Origin of the sequence: Azonexus sp. IMCC34842, assembly GCF_050368855.1 — a bacterium.
Lineage (GTDB): Bacteria > Pseudomonadota > Gammaproteobacteria > Burkholderiales > Rhodocyclaceae > Azonexus > Azonexus denitrificans_A.
In genome coordinates, this window is sequence record NZ_CP178449.1 from 3,569,913 (window position 1) to 3,593,413 (window position 23,501).

Consider the following 23,501-nt stretch of genomic DNA (forward strand, 5'->3'; position numbering starts at 1 on the left):
ATCAGTAACGTTCCAGATCGATATCGATCGCCAGCGAACGAATTTCCTTGACCAGCACATTGAAGGATTCCGGCATACCGGCATCGATCCTGTGCTCGCCCTTGACGATGTTTTCGTACACCTTGGTACGACCATTCACGTCATCGGACTTCACGGTCAGCATTTCCTGCAGCACGTAAGCTGCACCATAGGCTTCCAGCGCCCACACTTCCATTTCACCGAAGCGCTGACCACCGAACTGCGCCTTACCGCCCAGCGGTTGCTGGGTAACCAGCGAGTAGGGGCCGGTTGAACGCGCGTGCATCTTGTCATCGACCAAGTGGTGCAACTTCAGGTAGTGCATGTAGCCGACGGTCACCGAGCGCTCGAAAGCTTCGCCAGTGCGGCCGTCGTACAGCGTCATCTGACCGGAAGACGGCATGCCGGCGAGCGCCAGCATCGCCTTGATTTCTTCTTCCTTGGCCCCGTCGAAAACCGGCGTCGCGAACGGTACGCCGCTTTGCAGATTGCCAGCCATCTCCATCACTTCGACATCGTTCAACTCGTCGAGGTTCTCGGACTTGCCACTGGAGTTGTAAACCGTATCCAGGAAGCCGCGCATTTCCTTGGCGCTGGACTGGGCGCGCAACATGGCGCCGATCTTGTGGCCAAGGCCCTTGGCGGCGAGGCCAAGGTGCACTTCGAGAATCTGACCGACGTTCATCCGCGACGGCACGCCGAGCGGGTTCAGCACGATATCGACCGGGCTGCCGTCAGCCATATGCGGCATGTCTTCGACCGGCAGGATGCGGGAAACCACACCCTTGTTACCGTGGCGACCGGCCATCTTGTCACCCGGCTGCAGGCGACGCTTGACGGCGACATAGACCTTGACCATCTTCTGGACGCCCGGCGGCAGTTCGTCGCCCTGGGTCAGCTTCTTGCGCTTGGCTTCGAAAGCCAGATCGAAGTCCTTGCGGGCCTGTTCCAGACCATCCTTGACCTGTTCCAGCTGCAGTGCGGCGTCATCTTCGGACAGACGAATATCGAACCAGTGGTGCGGATCCATGCCATCGAGATAGGCCTGATCGATGCTCGCGCCCTTGGCCAGCTTCTTCGGTCCGCCATTGGCTTTCTTGCCAACAATCAGACGACCAACCCGCTCGAACGCGTCGCGCTCGACGATACGCATCTGGTCGGCCAGATCCAGCTTGTAGTGCCGCAGGTGCTCGTCGATGATCGACTGGGCGCGCTTGTCGCGCTCGATGCCTTCGCGGGTGAACACCTGAACGTCGATGACCGTACCGGCGATGCCCGAAGGAACGCGCAGGGAAGTGTCCTTAACGTCGGAAGCCTTTTCGCCGAAGATGGCGCGCAACAGCTTTTCTTCCGGTGTCAGCTGGGTTTCGCCCTTGGGCGTAACCTTGCCGACCAGCACGTCGCCAGCTTCGACTTCGGCACCGATATAGACGATGCCGGAATCATCCAGACGCGACAGCTGGACTTCACCCAGGGACGCGATGTCGCGGGTGATTTCTTCAGGACCAAGCTTGGTGTCGCGGGCGACGACCGTCAGTTCTTCGATATGGATCGAGGTATAGCGGTCTTCGGCAACGACCCGTTCGGAGATCAGGATCGAGTCTTCGAAATTGTAGCCATTCCACGGCATGAAGGCGATCAGCATGTTCTGACCGAGGGCCAGTTCGCCCTTGTCGGTAGAAGCACCGTCGGCCACCACGTCGCCCTTGGCGATAATGTCGCCAACGCGGACCAGCGGACGCTGGTTGATGTTGGTGTTCTGGTTGGAACGGGTGTACTTGACCAGGTTGTAGATATCGACGCCAACTTCACCGGCAATCGTTTCATCGTCGTTAACCCGGACCACGACGCGCGCTGCATCGACATAGTCGACCTTGCCGCCGCGCAGGGCGACAACCGCGGTACCCGAGTCGACCGCAACGGTGCGCTCGATACCGGTTCCGACCAACGGCTTTTCCGGACGCAGACAAGGCACGGCCTGACGCTGCATGTTGGCGCCCATCAGCGCGCGGTTCGCATCGTCATGCTCAAGGAACGGAATCAGCGATGCGGCAACGGAAACGATCTGGCCGGGAGCCACGTCCATGTACTGAACACGGGCCGGTTCAGCCAGGATGGTTTCACCCTTTTCGCGGCAGGTGACCAGATCGTCGGACAGACGACCGTTTGCGTCGAGCGAAGAATTGGCCTGGGCGACGACATAGTTGCCTTCCTCGATCGCCGAGAGGTATTCGATCTCGTTGGTAACCTGACTGTCGGAAACCTTGCGGTAGGCCGTTTCGATAAAGCCGTAATCATTGACCCGGGCAAACAGTGCCAAGGAGTTGATCAGACCGATGTTCGGACCTTCCGGTGTTTCGATCGGGCAAACACGACCATAGTGGGTCGGGTGCACGTCGCGGACTTCAAAGCCGGCGCGTTCACGCGTCAGACCACCTGGGCCGAGAGCGGAAACCCGACGCTTGTGGGTAATTTCCGACAGCGGGTTGGTCTGGTCCATAAACTGCGACAACTGGCTGGAACCGAAGAATTCCTTGATCGCGGCGCTGATCGGCTTGGCATTGATCAGGTCGTGCGGCATCAGGTTGTCGGATTCGGCCTGCGACAGACGTTCCTTGACGGCGCGTTCGACACGCACCAAACCGGCACGGAACTGGTTTTCGGCCAGTTCGCCGACCGAACGGACGCGGCGATTGCCGAGGTGATCGATATCGTCGATTTCGCCGCGGCCATTGCGCAGTTCAACGAGGATCTTGATCACTTCAACGATGTCGCGCGGCGACAGGGTCAGTTGCTCACGCACTTCGGCATTGGCGCCGAGTGGCTTGATCTTGGCCACCAGCGACTCGGCTTCTTCCAGAGTCAGGTTCTCCGAGAAGGCACGCGGACCGTAAGGCAGCAGACCGACCAGATCCTGAATGGCGGCCATCGAGAAGCCCGAACCTTCAGACAGGTTCTTCAGAGCCGCTTCGGCACGCGACGCCAGATTCTTGACCGTAACCTTGTATTCGATGACACCAGGGCGGGTCAGACGGCGATTGAACTTCATCCGGCCAACGCCGGACAAGTCGTAGCGCTCGTCCGAGTAGAAGAGACCGTTGAACAGGATTTCGACAGCTTCCTCGGTCGGCGGCTCACCCGGACGCATCATGCGGTAGATCGCGATGCGGGCGGCCTGGCGGGAAGCTGTTTCATCAGCCCGCAAGGTGTTCGAGATGAATGCACCACGATCGAGTTCGTTGGTGTACAGCGTCTCAACGGTCGTGATCTCGGCTTCGCGCAACTTGGCGAGCAGGGTTTCAGTGATTTCGTCGTTGGCATTGGCAATGACTTCGCCAGTGGCCTTGTCGATGATGTTGCGGGCGACCACACGGCCGACGATGAAATCTTCCGGCACGACGAGTTGCTGCAGTCCAGCGGCGCCAATATCGCGAATATGCTTGGCGGTGATGCGCTTATCCTTGGCGACGATAACCTTGCCGTCCGGACCAACAAAATCAAAGCGGGCAACTTCACCACGCAGACGCTCGGGAACCAGCGTGAATTCGATCTTTTCCTTGCCCAGCAAGAAGGTATCGAAATCGAAGAACTGGTCGAGGATCTCCTCGGAAGACATGCCGATGGCCTTGAGCAGCGTAGTGACCGGCATCTTGCGGCGACGGTCGACGCGGAAGAACAGCGTGTCCTTCGGATCGAACTCGAAATCGAGCCAGGAGCCGCGGTAAGGAATGATCCGGGCGGAGAAAAGCAGCTTGCCCGAGCTGTGGGTCTTACCCCGATCATGCTCGAAGAAGACGCCAGGCGAGCGATGCAGCTGCGAAACGATGACGCGCTCGGTGCCGTTGATCACAAAGGAACCATTGGTCGTCATGAGCGGAATTTCGCCCATATAGACTTCCTGCTCCTTGACTTCCTTCACGGTGTCCGGTGCTTCGCGATCCATGATCACCAGGCGCACCCTGGCGCGCAGCGAAGAGGCAAAGGTGAGGCCGCGCTGCTGACACTCAGTTACGTCAAAGGCCGGAGCACCCAACATGAAGCTGACGAACTCGAGGCGCGCGTTGCCAGAGTGAGAAACAATCGGAAAGATCGAGTTGAATGCAGCCTGCAAGCCTTCATTTTTGCGTTTTTCAGCGGGGACTTCCGCTTGCAGGAAAGCTGTAAAGGACTCGAGCTGGGTCGCAAGCAGAAAGGGAACATCAAGCACGCTGGCGCGCTTGGCGAAACTCTTGCGGATGCGTTTCTTCTCGGTGAAGGAGTAAGTCATGGTAACTCCGTGAGGATTAAATCAAACGTAGAACCTGTCGAAACAGGCAAACGCAAACGTGCTCGCCTCCCGTTCAGGGAAGAGGAAAGCGTCGTTTGCGTTTGCCGCTTGGCGATATTCAAGTTCGTTTTTTGGATCAATGAAACCTGTCGTACAAAGCACAAAAGGGCTGGCGGGTGAACCGCCAGCCCGAACACCTGTCGTCGATTACTTGACTTCGACCTTGGCGCCTGCGTCTTCCAGTTGCTTCTTGAGGGCTTCCGCGTCAGCCTTGGAAACGCCTTCCTTGACGGCCTTCGGGGCACCATCAACCAGGTCCTTGGCTTCTTTGAGGCCCAGACCGGTCACTGCGCGCACGACCTTGATGACTTCAACCTTCTTGTCGCCGGCAGCATTGAGCATGACGGTAAATTCGGTCTGCTCTTCGGCAGCAGCGGCACCAGCAGCAGCCGGGCCAGCAACGGCGACGGCAGCGGCGGAAACGCCGAACTTCTCTTCGAATGCCTTGACCAGGTCATTCAGTTCCATAACGGTCAGGGAGCCAACGGCTTCCAGGATGTCTTCTTTGCTAATTGCCATTTCAATAAACTCCTAAATCAGTTCGTATGCGGTAAGGATCAAGCGGCGACTTCTTCGCGCTGCTTGGCAAGAGCATCCAGAGCACGGACGAAGCCGGCAACCGGAGCCTGCATGACATACAGCAGCTTGGAGAGCAACTCTTCGCGGCTCGGGATGGAGGCAAGCGCCTGCACACCGGCTTTGTCGAGCACGTTGCCGGCATAGGAACCGGCCTTGAGCACGAGCTTGTCGTTGGTTTTGGCGAAATCGCTGAGAACCTTTGCAGCAGCTACCGGATCGGCAGACACGCTGTAAATCAGCGGACCGACCATTTGGTCAGCCAGGCCGGCGAACGGGGTGTCCGCGACCGCGCGACGCACCAAGGTATTCTTCAACACACGCAGATACACACCAGACTCGCGTGCCTTCTTGCGCAGCACGGTGAGGTCGACGACCCCAATGCCACGATATTCGGCAATCACGATGGTCTGTGCGTTGGCCACTTGTGCCGACACCTCAGCTACAACCGCTTTTTTGTCGTTCAGATTGAGACCCACAGGTCTTTCCTCCTTTCAAGTCATAACACGGCGGAAAGAATTTTCCGCCGCACCTACGGCGACCTGAACCAGAAGCTATGCTGACCTCTTCGGTCAGCAAGAAATCTTGTTCTGGGGCACCGTCTGCGCAGGGTGCAATTGCGATTAAGCTCCGTTACCGGGGCGCCTGCGGTCTTTGACGATCCGCTGATTGCTGCCTAGACAGCAATCAGCAGCCCAAAGTACTTTTAACCAACCAGCGTAGCCTGATCAACGCGAACGCCCGGGCCCATGGTGGCAGCGACCGCGACCTTGCGCAGATACTGCCCCTTGGAGGAAGCGGGCTTCGCCTTGTTCAAGGCATCAATCAAGGCCTTCAGGTTGCTTTCAAGGCTTTCGACAGAGAACGATGCGCGACCGATCGTGGCGTGCACGATGCCGCCCTTGTCGGTGCGGTATTGAACCTGGCCGGCCTTGGCGTTCTTGACAGCCGTCGTGACATCCATCGTCACGGTACCAACCTTCGGGTTCGGCATCAGGCCGCGCGGGCCGAGAATCTGGCCGAGCTGACCGACGATACGCATGGCATCCGGCGTCGCGATGACAACGTCGAAGTTCAGATTACCGGCCTTGACTTCGGCAGCCAGATCGTCGAAACCGACGACTTCAGCGCCTGCAGCCTTGGCGGCTTCGGCCTTTTCGCCCTGAGCGAACACGGCAACGCGAACCGACTTGCCGGTACCGGCCGGCAACACCACGGAACCACGGACAACCTGATCGGACTTGCGTGCATCAACACCGAGGTTGACAGCAACGTCGATGGATTCGTCGAATTTGGCGGTGGCGGTTTCCTTGGCCAGGGTCAGCGCTTCAGTAACCGGATAGAGCTTCTGGGCAACAACCTTGCCAGCCACGGCCTTTTGTTTCTTGGTGAGCTTCGCCATGATTACAGACCCTCTACCGTAATGCCCATTGAGCGGGCGGAACCAGCGATCGTACGAACAGCTGCCTCGAGATCGGAAGCGGTCAGATCCGGCTGCTTGGCCTTGGCGATTTCTTCAGCCTGGGCGCGGGTGATTTTGCCGACCTTGTCGGTATGCGGCTTGGCCGAACCGGACTTGATGCCAGCAGCCTTCTTGATCAGGATGGTGGCCGGCGGGGTCTTCATCACGAAGGTGAAAGACTTGTCCGCGAAAGCGGTAATCACGACCGGAATCGGCAGGCCCGGCTCGACGCCTTGCGTCTGGGCATTGAAGGCCTTGCAGAATTCCATGATGTTCAGGCCGCGCTGACCCAGCGCCGGACCAATCGGGGGCGACGGGTTTGCTTTGCCCGCCGGCACTTGCAGCTTGATGTAGCCAACAATCTTCTTCGCCATAATGGCTCCTAATAAATGAGTGGTAGCGCGTCTTCACGAGGATCACCTCACTACCAACGCTCCTCTTGCCGAAACACAGGGCTTTCGGCATGCCCTGAACCAAACAATCAGGCTTTTTCGACCTGACCGAACTCCAACTCAACCGGCGTCGCCCGACCAAAAATGGTCACGGAAACACGCAGACGATTCTTTTCGTAATTGACGTCCTCGACCGAGCCATGGAAATCGGTGAACGGACCTTCCTTGACCCGAACCACCTCCCCTGCCTCGAAGAGCACCTTGGGACGGGGCTTTTCAACCCCTTCCTGCATTTGCTGCATGATCTTTTCGACTTCTTTTTCGGAAATCGGGGTCGGCTTGGTGGCGGTACCACCAACGAATCCCGTGACCTTGGGCGTGTTCTTCACCAAGTGCCAGGAATCGTCGTCCATATCCATTTCGCACAGCACGTAGCCCGGAAAGAACTTGCGCTCGGAAATAGCCTTTTGACCACCCTTCATTTCCACAACTTCTTCAACCGGCACCAGAATGCGGCCGAATTTTTCTTCCATACCCAAACGGGTAATGCGCTCCTGTATGGCGCGCATCACACTTTTTTCGAAGCCGGAGTAGGCATGTACGACGTACCAGCGTTTGCTCATGATTTCTTCCAGCCCAGCACGAGGTCGTAGAGAACCCACTCGAGGCTCTTATCAGTCAGATAGAGGAAGACCGCCATAACCACGACAAAGGCAAAAACCGCCCCGGTGGTCTGCATGGTTTCCTTGCGGGTTGGCCAGACAACTTTCTTGGCTTCAACCACTGACTCGTTGGCAAATACAAAAAAGCGCTGACCGGGCTCAGTCTTCCAAGCCACGGCAATCGCCAGCGCAAACCCAACGAGGACCGCCAGGACGCGCAAAATCATTGCCTGCTCCGAGAGCAGGTAGAAGCCAGCCACGCCAGCTGCCAGAATTACCAGCGCCAGCGCAAACTTGATCTTGTCAGCCATGAAGTTCGCGATCTTTAAAGAGGGTGGCAGGGGCGGAGGGAATCGAACCCCCGACCTACGGTTTTGGAAACCGTTGCTCTACCAATTGAGCTACACCCCTGCTGCAGAAACATCAAAGCGCCTCGGTCTCCCGAAGCGCCTTGATTACAAAAGACTACCGATTACTCGATGATCTTGGCAACGACACCGGCGCCGACGGTACGACCGCCTTCACGGATGGCGAAACGCAGACCTTCTTCCATGGCGATCGGGGCGATCAGCTTGACGGTCATCTGGATGTTGTCACCCGGCATGACCATTTCAACGCCTTCCGGCAGCGAGATCGCGCCGGTCACGTCGGTCGTGCGGAAGTAGAACTGCGGACGGTAGTTGTTGAAGAACGGGGTGTGACGACCACCTTCGTCTTTCGACAGCACGTACACTTCGCCGGTGAAGTGGGTGTGCGGGGTGATGGAACCCGGCTTGCACAGCACTTGACCACGTTCGACATCTTCCCGCTTGGTGCCGCGCAGCAGGGCGCCGACGTTGTCGCCAGCCTGACCTTGGTCGAGCAGCTTGCGGAACATTTCCACACCGGTACAGGTGGTCTTGACGGTCGGACGGATACCGACGATTTCGATTTCTTCGCCAACCTTGACGACGCCACGTTCGATACGACCAGTAACGACAGTACCGCGGCCGGAGATCGAGAAGACGTCTTCCACCGGCATCAGGAACGGCTGATCAACGGCACGTTCCGGGGTCGGGATGTAGGAGTCCAGGGCATCGGCCAGACGGAAGATCGACGGTTCGCCGATTTCGGATTGATCGCCTTCCAGAGCCTTCAGGGCGGAGCCGTGAATGATCGGGGTGTCGTCGCCCGGAAAATCGTACTTGGAGAGCAGCTCGCGCAGTTCCATTTCGACGAGTTCGAGCAGTTCGGCATCGTCAACCATGTCGCACTTGTTCATGTACACCAGCACGTACGGCACACCGACCTGACGGGCCAGCAGGATGTGCTCGCGGGTCTGGGGCATCGGGCCGTCAGCGGCGGAACAGACGAGAATGGCGCCGTCCATCTGGGCAGCACCGGTAATCATGTTTTTGACGTAGTCAGCATGGCCCGGGCAATCCACGTGGGCATAGTGACGGTTGGCGGTTTCGTACTCGACGTGGGCGGTATTGATAGTAATACCGCGAGCCTTTTCTTCCGGCGCCGCATCGATCTGGTCATACGCTTTGGCGGAGCCGCCAAACTTCTTTGCCAGCACCGTGGTAATCGCAGCCGTCAGCGTGGTCTTGCCATGGTCAACGTGACCAATCGTGCCCACGTTTACGTGCGGTTTCGTACGCTCGAATTTTTCCTTAGCCATTCCAGTTCCTCAATGATCAAATAACAAAAAATCCAGAATCCAAGCTAAACGGTGGTGCCCATGGGCAGGATCGAACTGCCGACCTCTCCCTTACCAAGGGAGTGCTCTACCACTGAGCCACATGGGCCTACCTTAAAAACCCAGCCTTACCGCATCGTGGAGCGGGTGAAGGGAATCGAACCCTCGTCTTAAGCTTGGAAGGCTTCAGCTCTACCATTGAGCTACACCCGCAAAACCCAACGCCCGCAGCACAGGCCGCTACAGCATTAAATCTGGTGGAGGGGGAAGGATTCGAACCTTCGAAGGCAGAGCCGTCAGATTTACAGTCTGATCCCTTTGACCGCTCGGGAACCCCTCCGGAGAACGCAAGATTATCCGGACCCAGGCAAAGACTGTCAACCCCTAAAATAAAAAAAGCCGGCTCGAGGCCGGCTTTTCTCTGCAAAGTGCAGATTACTTCTGGGACAGCACCCAGGTAACCAGCTTCTTGGCTTCGTCATCGGTAACATTGTTCGGCGGCATCGGGATCTGACCCCAGACGCCCTTGCCGCCTGCCTTGACCTTGGCGGCCAAGGTAGCAACCGCACCCTTGTCGCCCTTGTACTTGGCAGCAACGTCCTTGTAGGCCGGGCCAACCAGCTTTTTGTCGACGGCATGGCAGGACATACAGTTCTTGGCTTTGGCCAAGGCTTCGTCGGCGTGGGCCTGGCCGGTCATCACGATGCCTGCGGCAGCCATCATGGCGATATAAACAGCTTTCATTCGTTCACTCCGTTTGTCAGGTTTATAGGTAAAAAATCAGCTTCGGATGATAAGACCCTTTCCCGTCGCGTGCAAACCGCTTCAGCAGTAGGGGATTTCGCTCACGGGAACGTCGGCCGACCGGTATCGGTGGTCAATTAACGCACACCTCGACCGGACGTTGACCGCCCCGCTCAGGAAGAGCGCGAGGACATTGCCAGGAGCGCCCCGGCCGATACGAACAAACCGCCAAAGGCGCGATTCTGCAGACGGATGGTGCGCGGATCATGCAACCAGCGCGCCAAACTCGCCGCGCCCAAGGCGTAGGTCGACATCACCATCATGTCGGTCAGGCACAGCGTCACGGCGATCAGCAAATACTGGGGCACCTGCGGCCTTGCCGGATCGATAAACTGCGGGACCAGGGCACAGATGAAGACAATTGCCTTAGGGTTGGTCAGATTGACCAGCAGTCCCTGGAAAAACAAGCCTTTATGCGTCAAAGGCACCGCATCAGCTGCCGCCGGAATGGTCGGAGCACGCCATTTCTGAATGCCCAGCCAGACCAGATAGGCGGCGCCTACGAATTTGACGATGGAAAAGGCCGTTTCGGAAGTTGCCAGCAACGCCCCCAGACCGATTGCCACGATCAGCAGATGCAGAATGATCGCCGCCTGCAGGCCGCAAATGGCCAACAATGCCGCCCGGTAGCCATGACGCAGCCCGGTACTCATGCTGATCACGGCACCCGGCCCGGGCGTGACGGCGATCAGGATCGCCGCCAACAGGAACCCGAGCCAGACCGCGAAGCTCATTTGCGACGCTGAATCTGCGTCACGTCGCGCACCGCGCCCTTGTCAGCCGAGGTCGCCATCAGCGCGTAAGCCTGCAAGGCGGCCGAAACGACACGTTCGCGGTCGACCGGCAGCCAGGCCGCATCACCCTTGGCATCCATGGCGACCCGACGCGCCGTCAGTTCGTCATCGCTAATCGCCAGATGAATGCGCCGATTCGGGATATCGATCTCGATCGTATCGCCTTCTTCGACCAGACCGATCGCGCCGCCATTCGCCGCTTCCGGCGAGGCGTGCCCGATCGACAGCCCGGAGGTGCCGCCCGAGAACCGGCCATCGGTCAACAGCGCACATTCCTTGCCCAGCCCCATCGATTTCAGATAAGAGGTCGGGTAAAGCATTTCCTGCATGCCCGGGCCGCCCTTCGGGCCTTCGTAGCGAATGACGACGACGTCACCGGCAACGATTTTCTCACCGAGAATGGCCTCCACCGCCGCATCCTGACTTTCGAAGACGCGCGCCTTGCCGGTGAATTTCCAGATCGATTCATCGACCCCGGCGGTCTTGACGATGCAGCCATCGAGGGCGATGTTGCCGTAGAGCACGGCCAGCCCTCCATCTTGCGTATAAGCATTGGCCTTGTTGCGGATGCAGCCATGCGTGCGGTCGAGATCGAGCTCGTTGTAACGGCGATCCTGCGAGAAGGCGGTCTGCGTCGGCACGCCACCCGGCGCGGCCTTGAAAAACTCATGCACCGTCACGTCATGCTCACGGACGACGTCCCAACGGTCAATGGCCTCACCCAGCGTTGCTGAATAGACCGTCGGCAAATCGCGGTGCAACAGGCCGGCGCGATCGAGTTCGCCCAAGATGCCCATGATGCCGCCGGCACGGTGCACATCTTCGATGTGGTATTCCTGGGTCGCCGGCGCCACCTTGGCCAGGCAGGGCACGCGGCGGGAAATGCGATCAATGTCCGGCATGGTGAAATCGACGCCGCCTTCGCGTGCCATGGCCAGGATGTGCAACACGGTGTTGGTCGAACCGCCCATCGACACATCGAGGGTCATGGCGTTCTCGAAGGCTTCCTTGGTGACGATCGAGCGCGGCAGCACCGACGCGTCGTCCTGTTCGTAATAGCGCTTGCACAAGTCGACGACGAGGCGGCCGGCGCGCAGGAAAAGCTGCTTGCGGTCGGCATGCGTGGCGACGACCGTTCCGTTGCCGGGCAAACTGAGACCCAGGGCCTCGGTCAGACAGTTCATCGAATTGGCGGTAAACATGCCGGAGCACGAACCGCAGGTCGGACAAGCGGAACGCTCGAAGCTCTCGACTTCCTGATCGGAAACCGACCGGTCGCCGGCCTTGATCATCGCATCGATCAGATCGACCTTGATGGTCTGGTCTTTCCAGCTGACCTTGCCAGCTTCCATCGGACCGCCGGAGACGAAGACCACCGGGATGTTCAGGCGCATGGCCGCCATCAGCATGCCCGGGGTGATCTTGTCGCAGTTGGAGATGCAGACCATGGCGTCGGCACAGTGGGCATTGACCATATATTCGACCGAGTCGGCGATCAGGTCGCGCGACGGCAAGGAATACAGCATGCCGCTGTGCCCCATGGCGATGCCGTCATCAATGGCAATCGTGTTGAACTCCTTGGCGATGCCGCCGGCCGCCTCGATTTCGCGGGCGACCAGCTGGCCCATGTCCTTCAGATGCACATGACCCGGCACGAACTGCGTAAAGGAGTTAACGACGGCAATGATCGGTTTGCCGAAATCGCCGTCCTTCATGCCGGTGGCGCGCCACAAGGCGCGCGCGCCGGCCATGTTGCGACCGTGGGTGGAAGTGCGGGAACGGTACTGGGGCATGACTATCTCCGTCAAAACTATGCGCCGGAATTCGATAACGAAAGGCGCGAACTATAATCGGCTAATTCTAGCCCACTCTAAGCCATCAATGCTTCTTCACCCCCAGTTCGACCCGGTCGCTTTTTCGCTCGGCCCACTGTCGGTGCGTTGGTACGGTTTGATGTACCTCGTTGCCTTCGTTCAGTTTATTTTGCTCGGCCGCTACCGGATCAAGACCCGCCCCGGCTTCATTACCGCCGAACAGCTCGACGATCTGCTGTTCTACGGCATGCTCGGCGTGATCATCGGCGGCCGGCTCGGCCAGGTGCTGTTTTACGAGCCGGCCTATTACTTGAGCCACCCGCTTGAGATCGTCGCCGTCTGGAAGGGCGGCATGAGCTTTCATGGCGGTTTTCTCGGGGTCTTGCTGGCCATGACACTGTGGGCGCGAAAAAATCGCCTGGCCTGGTTCGACATCACCGATTTCATCGCTCCGCTCGTCCCACTCGGCCTGGCCGCCGGCCGTCTCGGCAACTTCATCAACGGCGAACTGTGGGGCCGCGTCGCCGACGCCAGCCTGCCGTGGGCGATGATCTTTCCGCAAGCCGGCGACATGCAGCCGCGCCACCCATCGCAGCTCTATCACATCGGTCTCGAAGGCCTCGCACTGTTCATCATCCTGTGGCTCTACACCAGCCGGCCACGCGCGCGTGGCGCGGCCTCCGGCGTGTTCTTGATCGGCTACGGCGCATTCCGCTTCTTTACCGAATTTTTCCGCGAACCGGATGCCGGGATTTTCGGCCAGTCCTACACGATCAGCATGGGGCAATGGCTGTCGCTGCCGATGATCTTGATCGGTATCGGCCTGCTCCTTATGGCGCACCGACGGCGCACCTGAAGCGCCTTCCCAGGCGGCGCCGAGCCTTTATAATTATGGATTAGGTCTTTCAATTCACGACAGGAATCAAGCCATGCAACGTCCGTTCAAGGTACTCGGCATTCAGCAAATCGCCATCGGCGGCCCCTCCAAGGAAAAGCTCCGCACCTTGTGGGTCGAGAAATTCGGCCTCGAAATCACCAGCACTTTCGTTTCCGAGCGCGAGAACGTCGACGAGGACATCTGCGCCATGGGCACCGGCCCGTTCAAGGTTGAAGTCGACCTGATGCAGCCGCTCGACCCGGAAAAGAAACCGGCCGTGCACACCACGCCGCTCAATCACGTCGGCCTGTGGATCGACGACCTGCCCAAGGCCGTCGAATGGCTGTCGGCCAATGGCGTGCGTTTCGCCCCGGGCGGCATCCGCAAGGGCGCCGCCGGCTTCGACATCACCTTTCTGCACCCGAAGGGCAATGAAGAATTTCCGATTGGCGGCGAAGGCGTGCTGATCGAACTGGTCCAGGCGCCGCCGGAAGTTGTTTCCGCCTTCGCCAAACTGGCCGCGCAATAATCATCGATATGTCCGACATCCCCGAGAAGGATCTCGAGGAAACCCGTGCGGCGCTCGCCCCCACCTTGGAGGCGACCGCCGCCATCCTGCCCTGGCTGGCCAAACCACAGCCACTGCGTTTCGATGAAAAGCTCAACGAGCGCTGGATTGCCGCTTGCAGTTGTCTCGCCCTGGCCTGGTCGGATCGCTACCGCGACGATGGCAGCGCAGTGCGCAGCGCCATTTTTGCGCTCTATGGCGTGGCGCTGGAAACCGCCGATGCCGACTGCCTGCGCCTGGGTGAAGCGCTGGCCAGCGCCGCCGATCAGCTGGAACGGACGACTGCCCCGCGCCTGATTGCGGCACTGACCGCGACCATCGAGTGTCTCGGCGAAGCCGGGGGTCTGGAACACAAGGTTTTTGCCGAGCGCGCCCGTCATTTCGCCCAGCGGCTGGAGGCGACGCTGAGCGTGCGCCCGGAAGCCGGCGAGCGCTCAGCGGTGCTCGACCACTTGTTTGCCGAGGAAGCCCGGGAACACATCGAACAGATGCATGACGCGCTGGCTGCCCTGCCGCCCGATGCCTATGCACTGAAGAGTGCAGCAACGCAGATCGCCCAACAGGCGGAGCATCTCGAACTCTACGGCCTCATGCACCAAGGGCGCCAACTGGCCGATCTCGTCGGCAGCGAACTTGATCTCGACAACGATGCCGCCCGCCGGCGGATCAACGAGAGCCTGCGCCAATTGACTGCGGCGATTGCGTTGGTCGACGCCTAAACCTGGCGAAAAATGCCGAGCGCCAGGCGCCGGCCGTCGCTGAGATCGGCGACTTCAGTGGTGATTTCGACCGCCTGGACCGTGCCGTCGCTGCGCTTGATTTCCGAGAGCTGCACGGCATCGCCCAATCCATCAAGAACCTGTTGAAACTCGCGAGCCGCTTTCGCCGCGACGGATTCCGGATGCAATTGCCGGTGATGCCGACCGACCAGTTCGCGACGCGCGCAGCCAAACAGTTTTTCCGCCTGACGATTGGCATCGAGAATGACGCCACTTTCCCCGTCGGACAGCAACAGGGCGTCCCGTGAGGCACTGAATACCGCCTCCAGGCGCTCCTTGGCGCTCGCCGCCAAACGCCGCGCTTCGTCGGCCTCATACTCGACCAGCGCCAGCGTCACCAGATTGGCCACGGCATGGGCGAAGAGCCGGTGCGCCGTTACCCAGGGCTGGCGCGAGCCGACCTGTTCGAGGCGAAAAACGCCCTGCAACTCGCCGCGGATATGTATCGGCGTATCGAGCATGGCGGTTATTTTGTGCTTGGCCAGATAATCGCCGGCGAACTCGGCGGTCGATGGATGCAAGCTGGCGTCGTCGGCGGAAATGCAGTTGGCACTGCTCAAATCGATGAAATAGCGCGGGTAGCGGCTGGCCCGCACCGCCTCGCCGCGACTGTGCCGGCGCCCGGCCAATTCATAGAGATCGAGGCAGCGCAATTCCTGCTGCTGATCGGTCAACGCCCAGATGCTGACCCGCTCGATGCCCGACATCTGTGCCGCGGACTCGGTGAGGATGCTCAGCGTCATCTCGAACGAGGCCTCTTTGAAATAGGCCCCACGCGAAAGGCTGGCGACGCCTTCCTGCAATTCGGTCGGCGACATCAGCGTGAGGCTGGCGCCAGGATTCAGTACATTTTCCATAAACTCGACAAGCCGCCCACCCAAATCGGGACATGAACAGCTGTCGAGTGTACAAATGCCTGACGAATCCCAGCGTGAAAAGCTTCACATATCACGAAAGTAATGCGCCGAAAAAACAAGCAGTACTAATCTGCGCCTGGCGTGCTCTTGAAAATGAAGGCGGCCTTCTCAAGTTCGGTGATCCAGACCAGGCCATCACCATAATGGCCGGTCTGGGCGACCTCGGTAATCCGCTGAAAAATGGCCTCGGCGACGTCGTCGGGAGCAACGATCTCGATACGCACCTTGGCGGTGTAATCGGTCAGCACCTCCTTGATCGTATGCCTTGCCACATGGCGCGATGGCGCGCTGCAACCCTCGACCCGGGTAACCGTCATGCCGGGGAAACCGGGCAGGGAAACCAGTGCGTCACGCAATGCGGACAGCTTGTTGGGGCGGATGACCGCCTTGATTTCTTTCATGCTTCGACCTCCTCATCGTCAAACCAGCGGTAAATGGTTGGCAAAACCAGCAGCGTCAGCAAGGTGCAGGTGATCAACCCGCCGATGACGACAATCGCCAGCGGCCGCTGCACTTCCGAACCCGGCCCGTTGGAGAACAGGAAGGGAATCAGGCCAAGCATGGCGACGGTTGCCGTCATCATTACCGGCCGGAAACGCAGTGATGCTCCTTCGATCACCGCCTCACGCACGGTGCGTCCTTCCTGACGCAAGCCGCGAATATACGAGACGAGCACGACACCGTTGAGCACGGCGATGCCCCACAGCGCGATAAAGCCGACCGAGGCCGGCACCGACAGGTATTCCCGGCTGACGAACAGACCGACGATGCCGCCGATCGAGGCGAAGGGCAGCACGGTAATGATCAGTGTGGCGAAACGCAGCGAATTGAAGAGCAGGAACAGCAGGAAGAAAATGGCCGCAATGGTGATAGGGATAATCACCGTCAGGTGGCCAAGCGCCCGCTCCATGTTCTGGAACTGACCGCCCCACTCGAGGTAATAGCCTTCCGGCAACTTGATCTCCTGCCCGACCTTTTGCTGCAGTTCGGCGACGAAACTGCCGAGGTCGCGATCCTTGACGTTGACGCCGACGACGATGCGACGCTTGCCGAGCTCACGCGAAATCTGGGCCGGACCATCCATGACCTTGATTTGCGCAACGTCGGCCAGGCGGGCCTGGGCGCCGTTCGGCGAGGTGATCAGGACGTTCGAGATCGCCTCGACATTATTCCGGAAGCGCTCCGGCAGCCGAACAACCCCGGGGAAGCGACGCTCGCCTTCGAAGATTTCCGTCGCCACCTTGCCGCCAATCGCCGTTTCCAGCAGATCGTTGACATCCGAGACGTTGATGCCGAGCCGGGCAATGGCCTGCCGGTCGATTTCGACCGACAGATACTGCTGGCCGCTGATCCGCTCGATGCGCAAATCCTGCGCGCCGGGCAGCGCCTGCGCCACCTTGCCGATCTGGCCGGCAATTTTTCGCAGTTGATCGAGATCGTCACCAAACACCTTGACGGCAATGTCCGAACGAACCCCGGTCACCATCTCGTCGACCCGGTCGGAAATCGGCTGGGCCATGACGATCTGCACGCCGGGCAAGACTTTCAGCTTGTCGCGCATGGCATCCTGAATATCATCCTGGTTCCAGCCCGACGGCCACTCGCTGCGCGGCTTCAGGCTGACGATGGGGGTCGATTCGTTCGGCCCCTGCGGATCGGCCGGCGACTCGCCCCGGCCGACGCCGGAGACCGCCGATTTGACGCCGGGCACCTGCATGACCAGGCGCATCGCCTCCATTTCCATCTTGATCGATTCGTCGAGGGAGATGTTCGGCACCCGGTTGATGCCGGGCACCACCGAGCCTTCCTTCATTTCCGGAATGAACGCGGTGCCGAGGAAGGGCAGGACGCCGACCGTCGCGACGAAAGCCGCGACAGCCAGGGTAACGGTCTTCTTCTCGTTGCCCAGCGTCCAGTGCAGCAGCTTCATGTAGCGCTTCTTCATCGCGGCGATCAGCTTGGTGTCGTGATCGCCATCATGGACCGGCGGCTTGAGCAGGTAGGTCGACATCACCGGCGTCAGGGTCATCGACAGGATCAGCGAAATGCCTAGCGCAATGGCAATGGTGTAGGCGAGCGGCGCAAACATCTTGCCTTCCATGCCCTGCAGCGTCATCAGCGGCAGGAACACCAGGATGATGATGCCGACGCCGAAGATGACCGGCGTCGCAACTTCGACCACCGCCCGCAATATCACCCGCAACTGGCTTTCGCCGGATTTGGCCTGGCGGCCGAGCTGGAGGAAGGCATTCTCGACCACCACCACCGAACCATCGACCATCAGACCGATGGCGATCGCCAGACCGCCCAGCGACATCAGGTTGGCCGAAATACCCAACTGGTTCATCGCCATGAAGGTCAGCAGCGGCGTCAGCACCAGGGTGGCGACGACGATCAGCGAGGAGCGGACATCGCCGAGAAAGAGGAACAGCACGACGACGACGAGCACGACGCCTTCCAGCAAGACCTTGGTGACGGTCCACAAGGCGGCATCGACGAGTTCGGAACGGTCGTAGTAGGCGGTGATTTTCAGGCCTTCCGGCAACATGCCCTTGGCGTTGATCTCATCGACTCGCGCCTTGATCAGGCCGACCACCGCCTTGGCGTTGCCGCCGGCGGTCATCATCACCACACCGCCAACCGCCTCGGTCACCCCATTCTTGATCACCGCGCCCTGGCGTACCTCGTGGCCGATCTCCACCTCCGCGACATCGCGGACATAGACCGGCACGCCGTCCTTTTCGCGCAGCACGATGGCGCGCAGGTCTTCCAGGTCACGGACCAGGCCGACGCCGCGAATCAGGTACTGCTCGGCGAATTGCGGCAGCACACCGCCGCCGGCATTGGCGTTGTTGCGCCCGACCGCCTGATAGACGTCGGCCACCGACAAGCCGTAATGGCGCAACTTGTCGGGGTTGACCAGCACCTGGTACTGCTTGGCGTAGCCACCCTGGGAATTGATCTCGGCCACCCCGGGAATTGAGCGCAACAACGGCCGGACCACCCAATCCTGGGCAATCCGGCGCTGCATCAGCTCTTCCGGCGTCAAGGTCCGGTCGCCATCGTCCGGGCGTTCCAGCGTGTATTGATAGACCTCGCCGAGGCCGGTCGATACCGGCCCGAGCACTGGCGTGATGCCCTGCGGCAGGCGCGAACCGACTTCGAGCAGGCGCTCCATGACCAACTGGCGGGCAAAATAGACATCCGTCTTATCGTTGAAGACCAGGGTGATCAACGACAGGCCCGGCTTGTTCAAGGAGCGCATTTCCTCCAGCCCGGGCAGGCCGGTCATCGCCACTTCGAGCGGCACGGTGGCAAAGCGCTCGACCTCTTCTGGCGAGCGCCCTTGCGCCTCGGTGGCGATCTGGACCTGGACATTGGTGACATCGGGGAAGGCATCAACCGACAGCTTGCGTGCGGCATCCATGCCAAACACAAAAAGCACGATGGCGATGACGACGACAATCAGGCGCTGCTTGAGCGCCGCACGAACTAATGACTCGATCACGCGCCCTCCATTTCCTTGCGATTACGCTCGTTGTTCAGGTGGAAAGCGCCGTCGATGACCAGCTTTTCCTGGCCTTTCAGGCCAGACAGCACGACCCGCCGTCCGCCCTGCTCCGGCCCCAGCTTGACCTTGAGCAGCCGGAACGCCCCGTCCCCCTCGGCGACGAAGACGTGGTCTTCGTCGTTCTCGCGCACCACGGCGCTGGCCGGCACGACCAGGCGGTCGACGGCCTTCGCCTCGATCAGCATGGTGGCCAGCATGGCCGGCTTCAAACGGCCATCGGCATTATCGAGTTCGGTCCGCACCAGCACGGTCCGGGTGTCCGGATCGATCGTCTGGCCGACGAAAATCAGCTTGCCGACCAGCTTCTCATTACCCAGCGCCGGCACTTCGATGTTGACGATCTGCCCGGTCTTGACCTGGCTGACCTGCTGCTCCGGCACCTGGGCCACCGCCCACAACCGGGTCAGATCGGCGACGACAAAGAGCGCATCGGCCGGCTGGACGACCTGTCCCTGCGCCAGCTTGCGCTCGACAACCACGCCGCCCAGACTGGCCACTACCGGCGTCACCGAATCGACGGCGCCCTGCTTGGCCAAACGGTCGATGGCCGCCGGGCTGACGCCGAGCAGTTGCAACTGGTCGGCGGCGGCCCGGGTTTCGGCCAGCGAAATCTGGTGTTCGCTTTCGCGCCGCTGCAATTCAGCGGCACCGATCACATCGGCCTGGAACAGCGCCTTCGCCCGTTCGGCGTTGCGCCGGTTCAGCTCGAGTTGGGCGCGCGCCTTGAGGTAGGCCAATTGCTGACTGGACAGTTCGCTGCTGTTCAGACGCGCCAGGACCTCGCCCTTTTTGACCGCTTGGCCAAGCAGGGCGTCGATCTGGGTGACCCGCCCGGTTACCGTCGCCCCGATCCGCGCCAGACGCTGTTCGTCAAAATCGATCTTCCCGGCCACCCGCAAGGTTTCCGCGACCGGCTCGGTAGTGACCTGGTGCAGCTTGAGCTGCGCCAACAGTTCCGGGGCCGGTGTGACGACCGCCGGATCGGCAACCGGGGCTGCGGCCCCCGGCGCATCCTCCTTGTCGCAGCCAAGCAGCAGCGCCGCGCTCAACAGTAAAACCAACGCATTTTTCATTCTGTTTTTTCTCCGGGAGTCGCCCGCAGCCTTTCAATATCAACCCAGGCCGCTGCCAGTTCGTAGGCAGCGGCAATCAATTCGGAACGCGCCGCGCGATAAACGCGCTGGGCATCGAGCACTTCGAGGAAACCGCGCTCGCCAAAGCGGTAGGCCGATTCGGCCACCTTCAGGGCCGCCTGGGCCTGCTTGACGATGCCGCCTTCCAGCGCGGTGACCTGCGCCTCGGCGATTTCATATTGCTGATAGGCCACCTGCAGCGCCTGGCCCAGCGAAAACTCCTGGGCCTCCAGCTCGTTGCGGCTCCGCGCCAGTTGCGCCGCCGCTTCGCCGACCGGTCCGCGTCGCCGATCCCAGAGCGGAATCGAGACGACGACGCCGAACTTCGAAGTGCGCATGTCGTGGTCTTCATCGACGCTGGCCTTCAGCGCCAGGTTGGGCCAGCGCTGGGCTTTCTCGAAATCAAGCTGACGCTGGGCGCGGCGCATTTCGGCACGGGCTCGCGCCAAATCGGGGCTGTTTTCCGCCAGTTGCTTGCTCAGGCCGGGCAGCGGCGGCAGATCGGGCACATCCCTGAGTCGCCCGCTCAGCGTAAAGTCAGCCGGCAGCGCATTGCCGACCGCCTGGCGCAGCAAGGAGCGCGACTGCTCAACGCGAAAGCCCGCGGCTTGGGCGGTTTTCCGGGCCATCAGCATTTCCGCATCGGCCTTGATCAGCTCGAAACGCGGTGCCTCGCCGACCTCGACGCGCAAGGCAATCCGCGAGCGCACATCGTCCATCAGCGCAGCATCCTCCAAGGCGTTCTGCAACTCGACCTGACGCCGCAACACTTCGAAGTAGCGCATGCGCAGACGGGCCAGGATGTCGGCCTCGAAAGCCCGGGTGGCCGCCACGGTGACATCCAGCCCGGCCTCGGCCGCTCCGATCCGGGCACCCCGACGCCACGGCATGTCGAGCGGCTGGGTCAAGGTCAGGCTGCGGGCATCGCCCGGATTACCGGCCGCCCCTCGCGAACGTGCCGTACCGGCGAGGAACTCGACTTCGGGATTGGCGAAGGCGCCGGCGCTGTCGATCGCCGAACGTGCCGCCGTTACCTGATCGCGGGCGGCGAGAACCGCCCGGCTCGATTCCATGGCCAACGCTTCCAGATGCGGCAGGTCATAGGCCGGCTGGGCGAAGGCGAGGCTGGCGCTCAAGCCCAGTCCGAGAGCGATTAATTTTGTGCAGCGCATCATGGTTTTGTATTGGCTAACTCGCATGCCTTTCAGCACCCGCTCAGCGCGACTGGGCCAGCGCAGCGATACGCTCTTCCAGCGGTGGATGGGTCGAAAACAGTGCCATCCAGCCCTGACCACCGGCGATCCCTGAGGCCGCCATGTTCTGCGGCAGGGGTTCGGTGTGCAGATTGCCCAGGCGACGCAGCGCGTTCTGCATCGGCAACGGCGAACGCATCAACTGCGCCGCCCCGGCATCAGCCCGAAACTCGCGCTGCCGCGAGAACCAGGCGACGATGATGCTGGCCAGAACACCGAACACCACTTCGCAGATCATGCTGGTCACCATGTAGCCGACGCCGGGGCCGCTGCTCTCCTGGTCGTTCTTGCGCAGGAAGGAATCGACCAGATAGCCGACGACCCGCGACAGGAAGATCACGAAAGTGTTCACGACGCCCTGGATCAAGGTCAGCGTCACCATGTCGCCGTTGGCGATGTGGGCAATCTCATGGGCCAGCACCGCTTCCGCTTCTTCCCGCGTCATGCTGGCGAGCAAGCCGGTGGACACGGCAACCAGCGAACTGTTTTTGCTGGCGCCGGTAGCGAAGGCGTTCGGCTCGCCATCGTAAATCGCCACTTCCGGCATCGGCAGGCCGGCCCGTTCGGCCAGACGGGCCACGGTATCGACCAGCCAGACCTCGGTCGAACTGCTCGGCGACTCGATGACGCGCGCCCCGGTGCTCCACTTGGCCATCATTTTCGACATCAGCAGCGAAATGAAGGAGCCGCCGAAGCCGATCACGGCAGCGAAGACGAGCAGCATGCCAAGATTGAGGCCGTTGGCGGTCAGGAAGCGATTGACGCCGAGCAGGCTGGTGACCAGACTGAGGACCAGCATTACGGCAAGATTGGTAGCAAGGAAGAGTAGAACGCGTTTCATGGCGAACTCCTAAATGAGGGAAACAGCGGAATAATATTGCATTGCACACTACGGTAAAATCACATCTAACTTGACAATTACATCGGTTTTTTCTGCAAAACAACCATGACGCCACTCAATTACAAGCACCTCCACTATTTCTGGGTCGTCGCCCAGGAAGGCAGCATCACCCGTGCCGCCGAACGCCTCGGGCTGGCCGTGCAGACGATCAGCGGCCAGCTGTCGCTGCTCGAACGCCAGTTGGGCAAAGCCCTGTTCAACAGCCAGGGGCGCGGCCTCGTGCTGAGCGAGGCGGGACGGGTGGCGCTCGGCTACGCCGACCAGATATTCCAGTTGGGCGACGCACTGGTCGATGCCGTCCAGGCCAGCGGCAGCGAATCGACGCTGCGTCTGCGCACCGGGATTTCCGACGGCATCCCGAAACTGCTTGCCTATCGGCTGCTCTCGTCGGTCACCAGCATGCCGGTCGACGTCCGGCTGATCTGCGATGAGGGCGAGTTCGAGAGCTTGCTCGCCGAGCTCGCCCTGCACCGCCTCGATGTCGTGCTCACCGACCGGGCGGCGCCGGTCGGCGGCAATCTGAAGGTCTTCAGCACACGCCTGGGCGACTTCGAAAACGGCCTGTTCGCCACGCCCGATTTGCTTGAGCGTTATCAGGCCGGTTTCCCGAAAAGCCTGGATGGCGCACCGCTGCTGCTGCCGACCCGGCACAACGCCCTGCGCGGGCGGATCGACCGCTGGCTGGAAAGTACCGGAATCCGCCCGAAAATCGTTGGCGAGTTCGAGGACAGCGCCTTGCTCAACACCTTTGGCCGCGGCGGACTCGGCATCTTTCCGGCGCCGCTGGTTCTTGCCGAACAGATCGCAAGCCAGCTCAACGCCCGCGTACTCGGCCCGATGACCGGCGTCAGCGAGCAGATTTACGCCATCTCCAATGAACGCCGCATCCGCCATCCGGCCATCGAGGTCCTCTGCGCCGCCTCGGCACAAGTCCAGTCCGGGCCGGGGGTATAATCAATTCCCCCCCAACGC

Annotated in this window: 21 protein-coding genes and 4 tRNA genes; 4 read left to right on the forward strand and 21 right to left on the reverse strand. The window is 60.6% G+C overall.

Annotated elements, in window-relative coordinates; translation table 11 throughout:
• Position 1: 1 nt before the first annotated feature.
• The 15 genes from rpoB to ilvD form a co-directional block, all read right to left on the reverse strand.
• On the reverse strand, positions 2 to 4,285 hold the full coding sequence (rpoB, locus tag ACLIKD_RS16935; RefSeq protein ID WP_226418134.1) for a DNA-directed RNA polymerase subunit beta: 4,284 nt from the start codon (positions 4,283 to 4,285) through the stop codon (positions 2 to 4).
• Between the two features lie 207 nt (positions 4,286 to 4,492).
• Positions 4,493 to 4,864: a 50S ribosomal protein L7/L12 gene (gene rplL / locus ACLIKD_RS16940; RefSeq protein WP_226418133.1), complete on the reverse strand. Its 372-nt coding sequence runs from the start codon at positions 4,862 to 4,864 to the stop codon at positions 4,493 to 4,495.
• A gap of 38 nt (positions 4,865 to 4,902) precedes the next feature.
• On the reverse strand, positions 4,903 to 5,400 hold the full coding sequence (rplJ, locus tag ACLIKD_RS16945; protein WP_226418132.1) for a 50S ribosomal protein L10: 498 nt from the start codon (positions 5,398 to 5,400) through the stop codon (positions 4,903 to 4,905).
• A 227-nt stretch (positions 5,401 to 5,627) separates the two neighbouring features.
• The gene (gene rplA, locus ACLIKD_RS16950) at positions 5,628 to 6,323 is read right to left on the reverse strand and encodes a 50S ribosomal protein L1 (RefSeq protein ID WP_428825957.1); all 696 of its coding nucleotides are present in this window, start codon (positions 6,321 to 6,323) and stop codon (positions 5,628 to 5,630) included.
• Between the two features lie 2 nt (positions 6,324 to 6,325).
• The gene (gene rplK, locus ACLIKD_RS16955) at positions 6,326 to 6,757 is read right to left on the reverse strand and encodes a 50S ribosomal protein L11 (protein WP_226418130.1); all 432 of its coding nucleotides are present in this window, start codon (positions 6,755 to 6,757) and stop codon (positions 6,326 to 6,328) included.
• A 107-nt stretch (positions 6,758 to 6,864) separates the two neighbouring features.
• Entirely contained in the window at positions 6,865 to 7,398 is a 534-nt protein-coding gene (gene nusG, locus ACLIKD_RS16960) for a transcription termination/antitermination protein NusG (protein WP_226418129.1), read from the reverse strand.
• On the reverse strand, positions 7,395 to 7,748 hold the full coding sequence (gene secE / locus ACLIKD_RS16965; protein WP_264180018.1) for a preprotein translocase subunit SecE: 354 nt from the start codon (positions 7,746 to 7,748) through the stop codon (positions 7,395 to 7,397). The genes nusG and secE overlap by 4 nt, the downstream gene beginning before the upstream one ends.
• 24 nt (positions 7,749 to 7,772) lie before the next feature.
• A tRNA-Trp gene (locus ACLIKD_RS16970) sits at positions 7,773 to 7,848 on the reverse strand.
• Positions 7,849 to 7,909: 61 nt separating this feature from the next.
• The gene (tuf, locus tag ACLIKD_RS16975; protein ID WP_226418128.1) at positions 7,910 to 9,100 is read right to left on the reverse strand and encodes an elongation factor Tu; all 1,191 of its coding nucleotides are present in this window, start codon (positions 9,098 to 9,100) and stop codon (positions 7,910 to 7,912) included.
• A 52-nt stretch (positions 9,101 to 9,152) separates the two neighbouring features.
• Positions 9,153 to 9,227 (reverse strand) — tRNA-Thr (locus ACLIKD_RS16980).
• A gap of 30 nt (positions 9,228 to 9,257) precedes the next feature.
• A tRNA-Gly gene (locus ACLIKD_RS16985) sits at positions 9,258 to 9,331 on the reverse strand.
• A gap of 42 nt (positions 9,332 to 9,373) precedes the next feature.
• Positions 9,374 to 9,458 (reverse strand) — tRNA-Tyr (locus ACLIKD_RS16990).
• A 95-nt stretch (positions 9,459 to 9,553) separates the two neighbouring features.
• Positions 9,554 to 9,862 carry a c-type cytochrome gene (locus tag ACLIKD_RS16995; RefSeq protein WP_428825958.1) on the reverse strand — a complete coding sequence of 103 codons (309 nt, stop codon included), beginning with the start codon at positions 9,860 to 9,862 and terminating at the stop codon, positions 9,554 to 9,556.
• 173 nt (positions 9,863 to 10,035) lie between these two features.
• Positions 10,036 to 10,656 (reverse strand): homoserine/homoserine lactone efflux protein, encoded by a 621-nt coding sequence (gene rhtB / locus ACLIKD_RS17000; RefSeq protein ID WP_428825959.1) that lies wholly within the window; start codon positions 10,654 to 10,656, stop codon positions 10,036 to 10,038.
• Positions 10,653 to 12,509, reverse strand: coding sequence for a dihydroxy-acid dehydratase (ilvD, locus tag ACLIKD_RS17005; protein ID WP_226418125.1), 1,857 nt, complete (start codon positions 12,507 to 12,509; stop codon positions 10,653 to 10,655). Before ilvD ends, rhtB begins: the two co-directional genes overlap by 4 nt.
• A gap of 88 nt (positions 12,510 to 12,597) precedes the next feature.
• Here ilvD and lgt point away from each other — a divergent pair, with 88 nt between their 5' ends.
• The 3 genes from lgt (at position 12,598) to ACLIKD_RS17020 (ending at position 14,694) form a co-directional block, all read left to right on the forward strand.
• Positions 12,598 to 13,386, forward strand: coding sequence for a prolipoprotein diacylglyceryl transferase (gene lgt / locus ACLIKD_RS17010; RefSeq protein WP_226418124.1), 789 nt, complete (start codon positions 12,598 to 12,600; stop codon positions 13,384 to 13,386).
• A 73-nt stretch (positions 13,387 to 13,459) separates the two neighbouring features.
• Positions 13,460 to 13,936: a VOC family protein gene (locus tag ACLIKD_RS17015; protein ID WP_203468420.1), complete on the forward strand. Its 477-nt coding sequence runs from the start codon at positions 13,460 to 13,462 to the stop codon at positions 13,934 to 13,936.
• A gap of 8 nt (positions 13,937 to 13,944) precedes the next feature.
• The gene (locus ACLIKD_RS17020) at positions 13,945 to 14,694 is read left to right on the forward strand and encodes a hypothetical protein (protein WP_428825960.1); all 750 of its coding nucleotides are present in this window, start codon (positions 13,945 to 13,947) and stop codon (positions 14,692 to 14,694) included.
• Here the strand turns inward: ACLIKD_RS17020 and ACLIKD_RS17025 are convergent.
• The 6 genes from ACLIKD_RS17025 to htpX form a co-directional block, all read right to left on the reverse strand.
• On the reverse strand, positions 14,691 to 15,611 hold the full coding sequence (locus tag ACLIKD_RS17025) for a PAS domain S-box protein (RefSeq protein WP_428825961.1): 921 nt from the start codon (positions 15,609 to 15,611) through the stop codon (positions 14,691 to 14,693). The two genes, ACLIKD_RS17020 and ACLIKD_RS17025, sit on opposite strands and share 4 nt — an antisense overlap.
• Before the next feature lie 125 nt (positions 15,612 to 15,736).
• On the reverse strand, positions 15,737 to 16,072 hold the full coding sequence (locus ACLIKD_RS17030; protein WP_226418121.1) for a P-II family nitrogen regulator: 336 nt from the start codon (positions 16,070 to 16,072) through the stop codon (positions 15,737 to 15,739).
• A complete protein-coding gene (locus ACLIKD_RS17035; protein ID WP_428825962.1) occupies positions 16,069 to 19,179 on the reverse strand; it encodes an efflux RND transporter permease subunit in 3,111 nt (1,036 codons plus the stop codon). Before ACLIKD_RS17035 ends, ACLIKD_RS17030 begins: the two co-directional genes overlap by 4 nt.
• Entirely contained in the window at positions 19,176 to 20,315 is a 1,140-nt protein-coding gene (locus ACLIKD_RS17040; RefSeq protein WP_428825963.1) for an efflux RND transporter periplasmic adaptor subunit, read from the reverse strand. Before ACLIKD_RS17040 ends, ACLIKD_RS17035 begins: the two co-directional genes overlap by 4 nt.
• Positions 20,312 to 21,511 carry a TolC family protein gene (locus ACLIKD_RS17045; protein WP_428825964.1) on the reverse strand — a complete coding sequence of 400 codons (1,200 nt, stop codon included), beginning with the start codon at positions 21,509 to 21,511 and terminating at the stop codon, positions 20,312 to 20,314. Before ACLIKD_RS17045 ends, ACLIKD_RS17040 begins: the two co-directional genes overlap by 4 nt.
• Before the next feature lie 79 nt (positions 21,512 to 21,590).
• Complete coding sequence (gene htpX, locus ACLIKD_RS17050; protein WP_428825965.1) at positions 21,591 to 22,469, reverse strand: protease HtpX; 879 nt, start codon at positions 22,467 to 22,469, stop codon at positions 21,591 to 21,593.
• A gap of 105 nt (positions 22,470 to 22,574) precedes the next feature.
• Between htpX and ACLIKD_RS17055 the strand changes: the two genes are divergently transcribed.
• Positions 22,575 to 23,483: a LysR family transcriptional regulator gene (locus ACLIKD_RS17055; protein ID WP_226418116.1), complete on the forward strand. Its 909-nt coding sequence runs from the start codon at positions 22,575 to 22,577 to the stop codon at positions 23,481 to 23,483.
• Positions 23,484 to 23,501: the final 18 nt, after the last annotated feature.

What these genes read in the sequence shown, in the direction of transcription:
- rplA (WP_428825957.1), bottom strand. Translation starts at nt 6,323, where the DNA reads ATGGCGAAGCTCACCAAGAAACAAAAGGCCGTGGCTGGCAAGGTTGTT.
- ACLIKD_RS17040 (WP_428825963.1), bottom strand. Translation starts at nt 20,315, where the DNA reads ATGAAAAATGCGTTGGTTTTACTGTTGAGCGCGGCGCTGCTGCTTGGC.
- rplK (WP_226418130.1), bottom strand. Translation starts at nt 6,757, where the DNA reads ATGGCGAAGAAGATTGTTGGCTACATCAAGCTGCAAGTGCCGGCGGGC.
- lgt (WP_226418124.1), top strand. Translation starts at nt 12,598, where the DNA reads ATGCTTCTTCACCCCCAGTTCGACCCGGTCGCTTTTTCGCTCGGCCCA.
- htpX (WP_428825965.1), bottom strand. Translation starts at nt 22,469, where the DNA reads ATGAAACGCGTTCTACTCTTCCTTGCTACCAATCTTGCCGTAATGCTG.
- rplL (WP_226418133.1), bottom strand. Translation starts at nt 4,864, where the DNA reads ATGGCAATTAGCAAAGAAGACATCCTGGAAGCCGTTGGCTCCCTGACC.
- ACLIKD_RS16995 (WP_428825958.1), bottom strand. Translation starts at nt 9,862, where the DNA reads ATGAAAGCTGTTTATATCGCCATGATGGCTGCCGCAGGCATCGTGATG.
- rhtB (WP_428825959.1), bottom strand. Translation starts at nt 10,656, where the DNA reads ATGAGCTTCGCGGTCTGGCTCGGGTTCCTGTTGGCGGCGATCCTGATC.
- ilvD (WP_226418125.1), bottom strand. Translation starts at nt 12,509, where the DNA reads ATGCCCCAGTACCGTTCCCGCACTTCCACCCACGGTCGCAACATGGCC.
- ACLIKD_RS17025 (WP_428825961.1), bottom strand. Translation starts at nt 15,611, where the DNA reads ATGGAAAATGTACTGAATCCTGGCGCCAGCCTCACGCTGATGTCGCCG.
- ACLIKD_RS17020 (WP_428825960.1), top strand. Translation starts at nt 13,945, where the DNA reads ATGTCCGACATCCCCGAGAAGGATCTCGAGGAAACCCGTGCGGCGCTC.
- tuf (WP_226418128.1), bottom strand. Translation starts at nt 9,100, where the DNA reads ATGGCTAAGGAAAAATTCGAGCGTACGAAACCGCACGTAAACGTGGGC.
- secE (WP_264180018.1), bottom strand. Translation starts at nt 7,748, where the DNA reads ATGGCTGACAAGATCAAGTTTGCGCTGGCGCTGGTAATTCTGGCAGCT.
- ACLIKD_RS17030 (WP_226418121.1), bottom strand. Translation starts at nt 16,072, where the DNA reads ATGAAAGAAATCAAGGCGGTCATCCGCCCCAACAAGCTGTCCGCATTG.
- ACLIKD_RS17015 (WP_203468420.1), top strand. Translation starts at nt 13,460, where the DNA reads ATGCAACGTCCGTTCAAGGTACTCGGCATTCAGCAAATCGCCATCGGC.
- ACLIKD_RS17055 (WP_226418116.1), top strand. Translation starts at nt 22,575, where the DNA reads ATGACGCCACTCAATTACAAGCACCTCCACTATTTCTGGGTCGTCGCC.
- rpoB (WP_226418134.1), bottom strand. Translation starts at nt 4,285, where the DNA reads ATGACTTACTCCTTCACCGAGAAGAAACGCATCCGCAAGAGTTTCGCC.
- nusG (WP_226418129.1), bottom strand. Translation starts at nt 7,398, where the DNA reads ATGAGCAAACGCTGGTACGTCGTACATGCCTACTCCGGCTTCGAAAAA.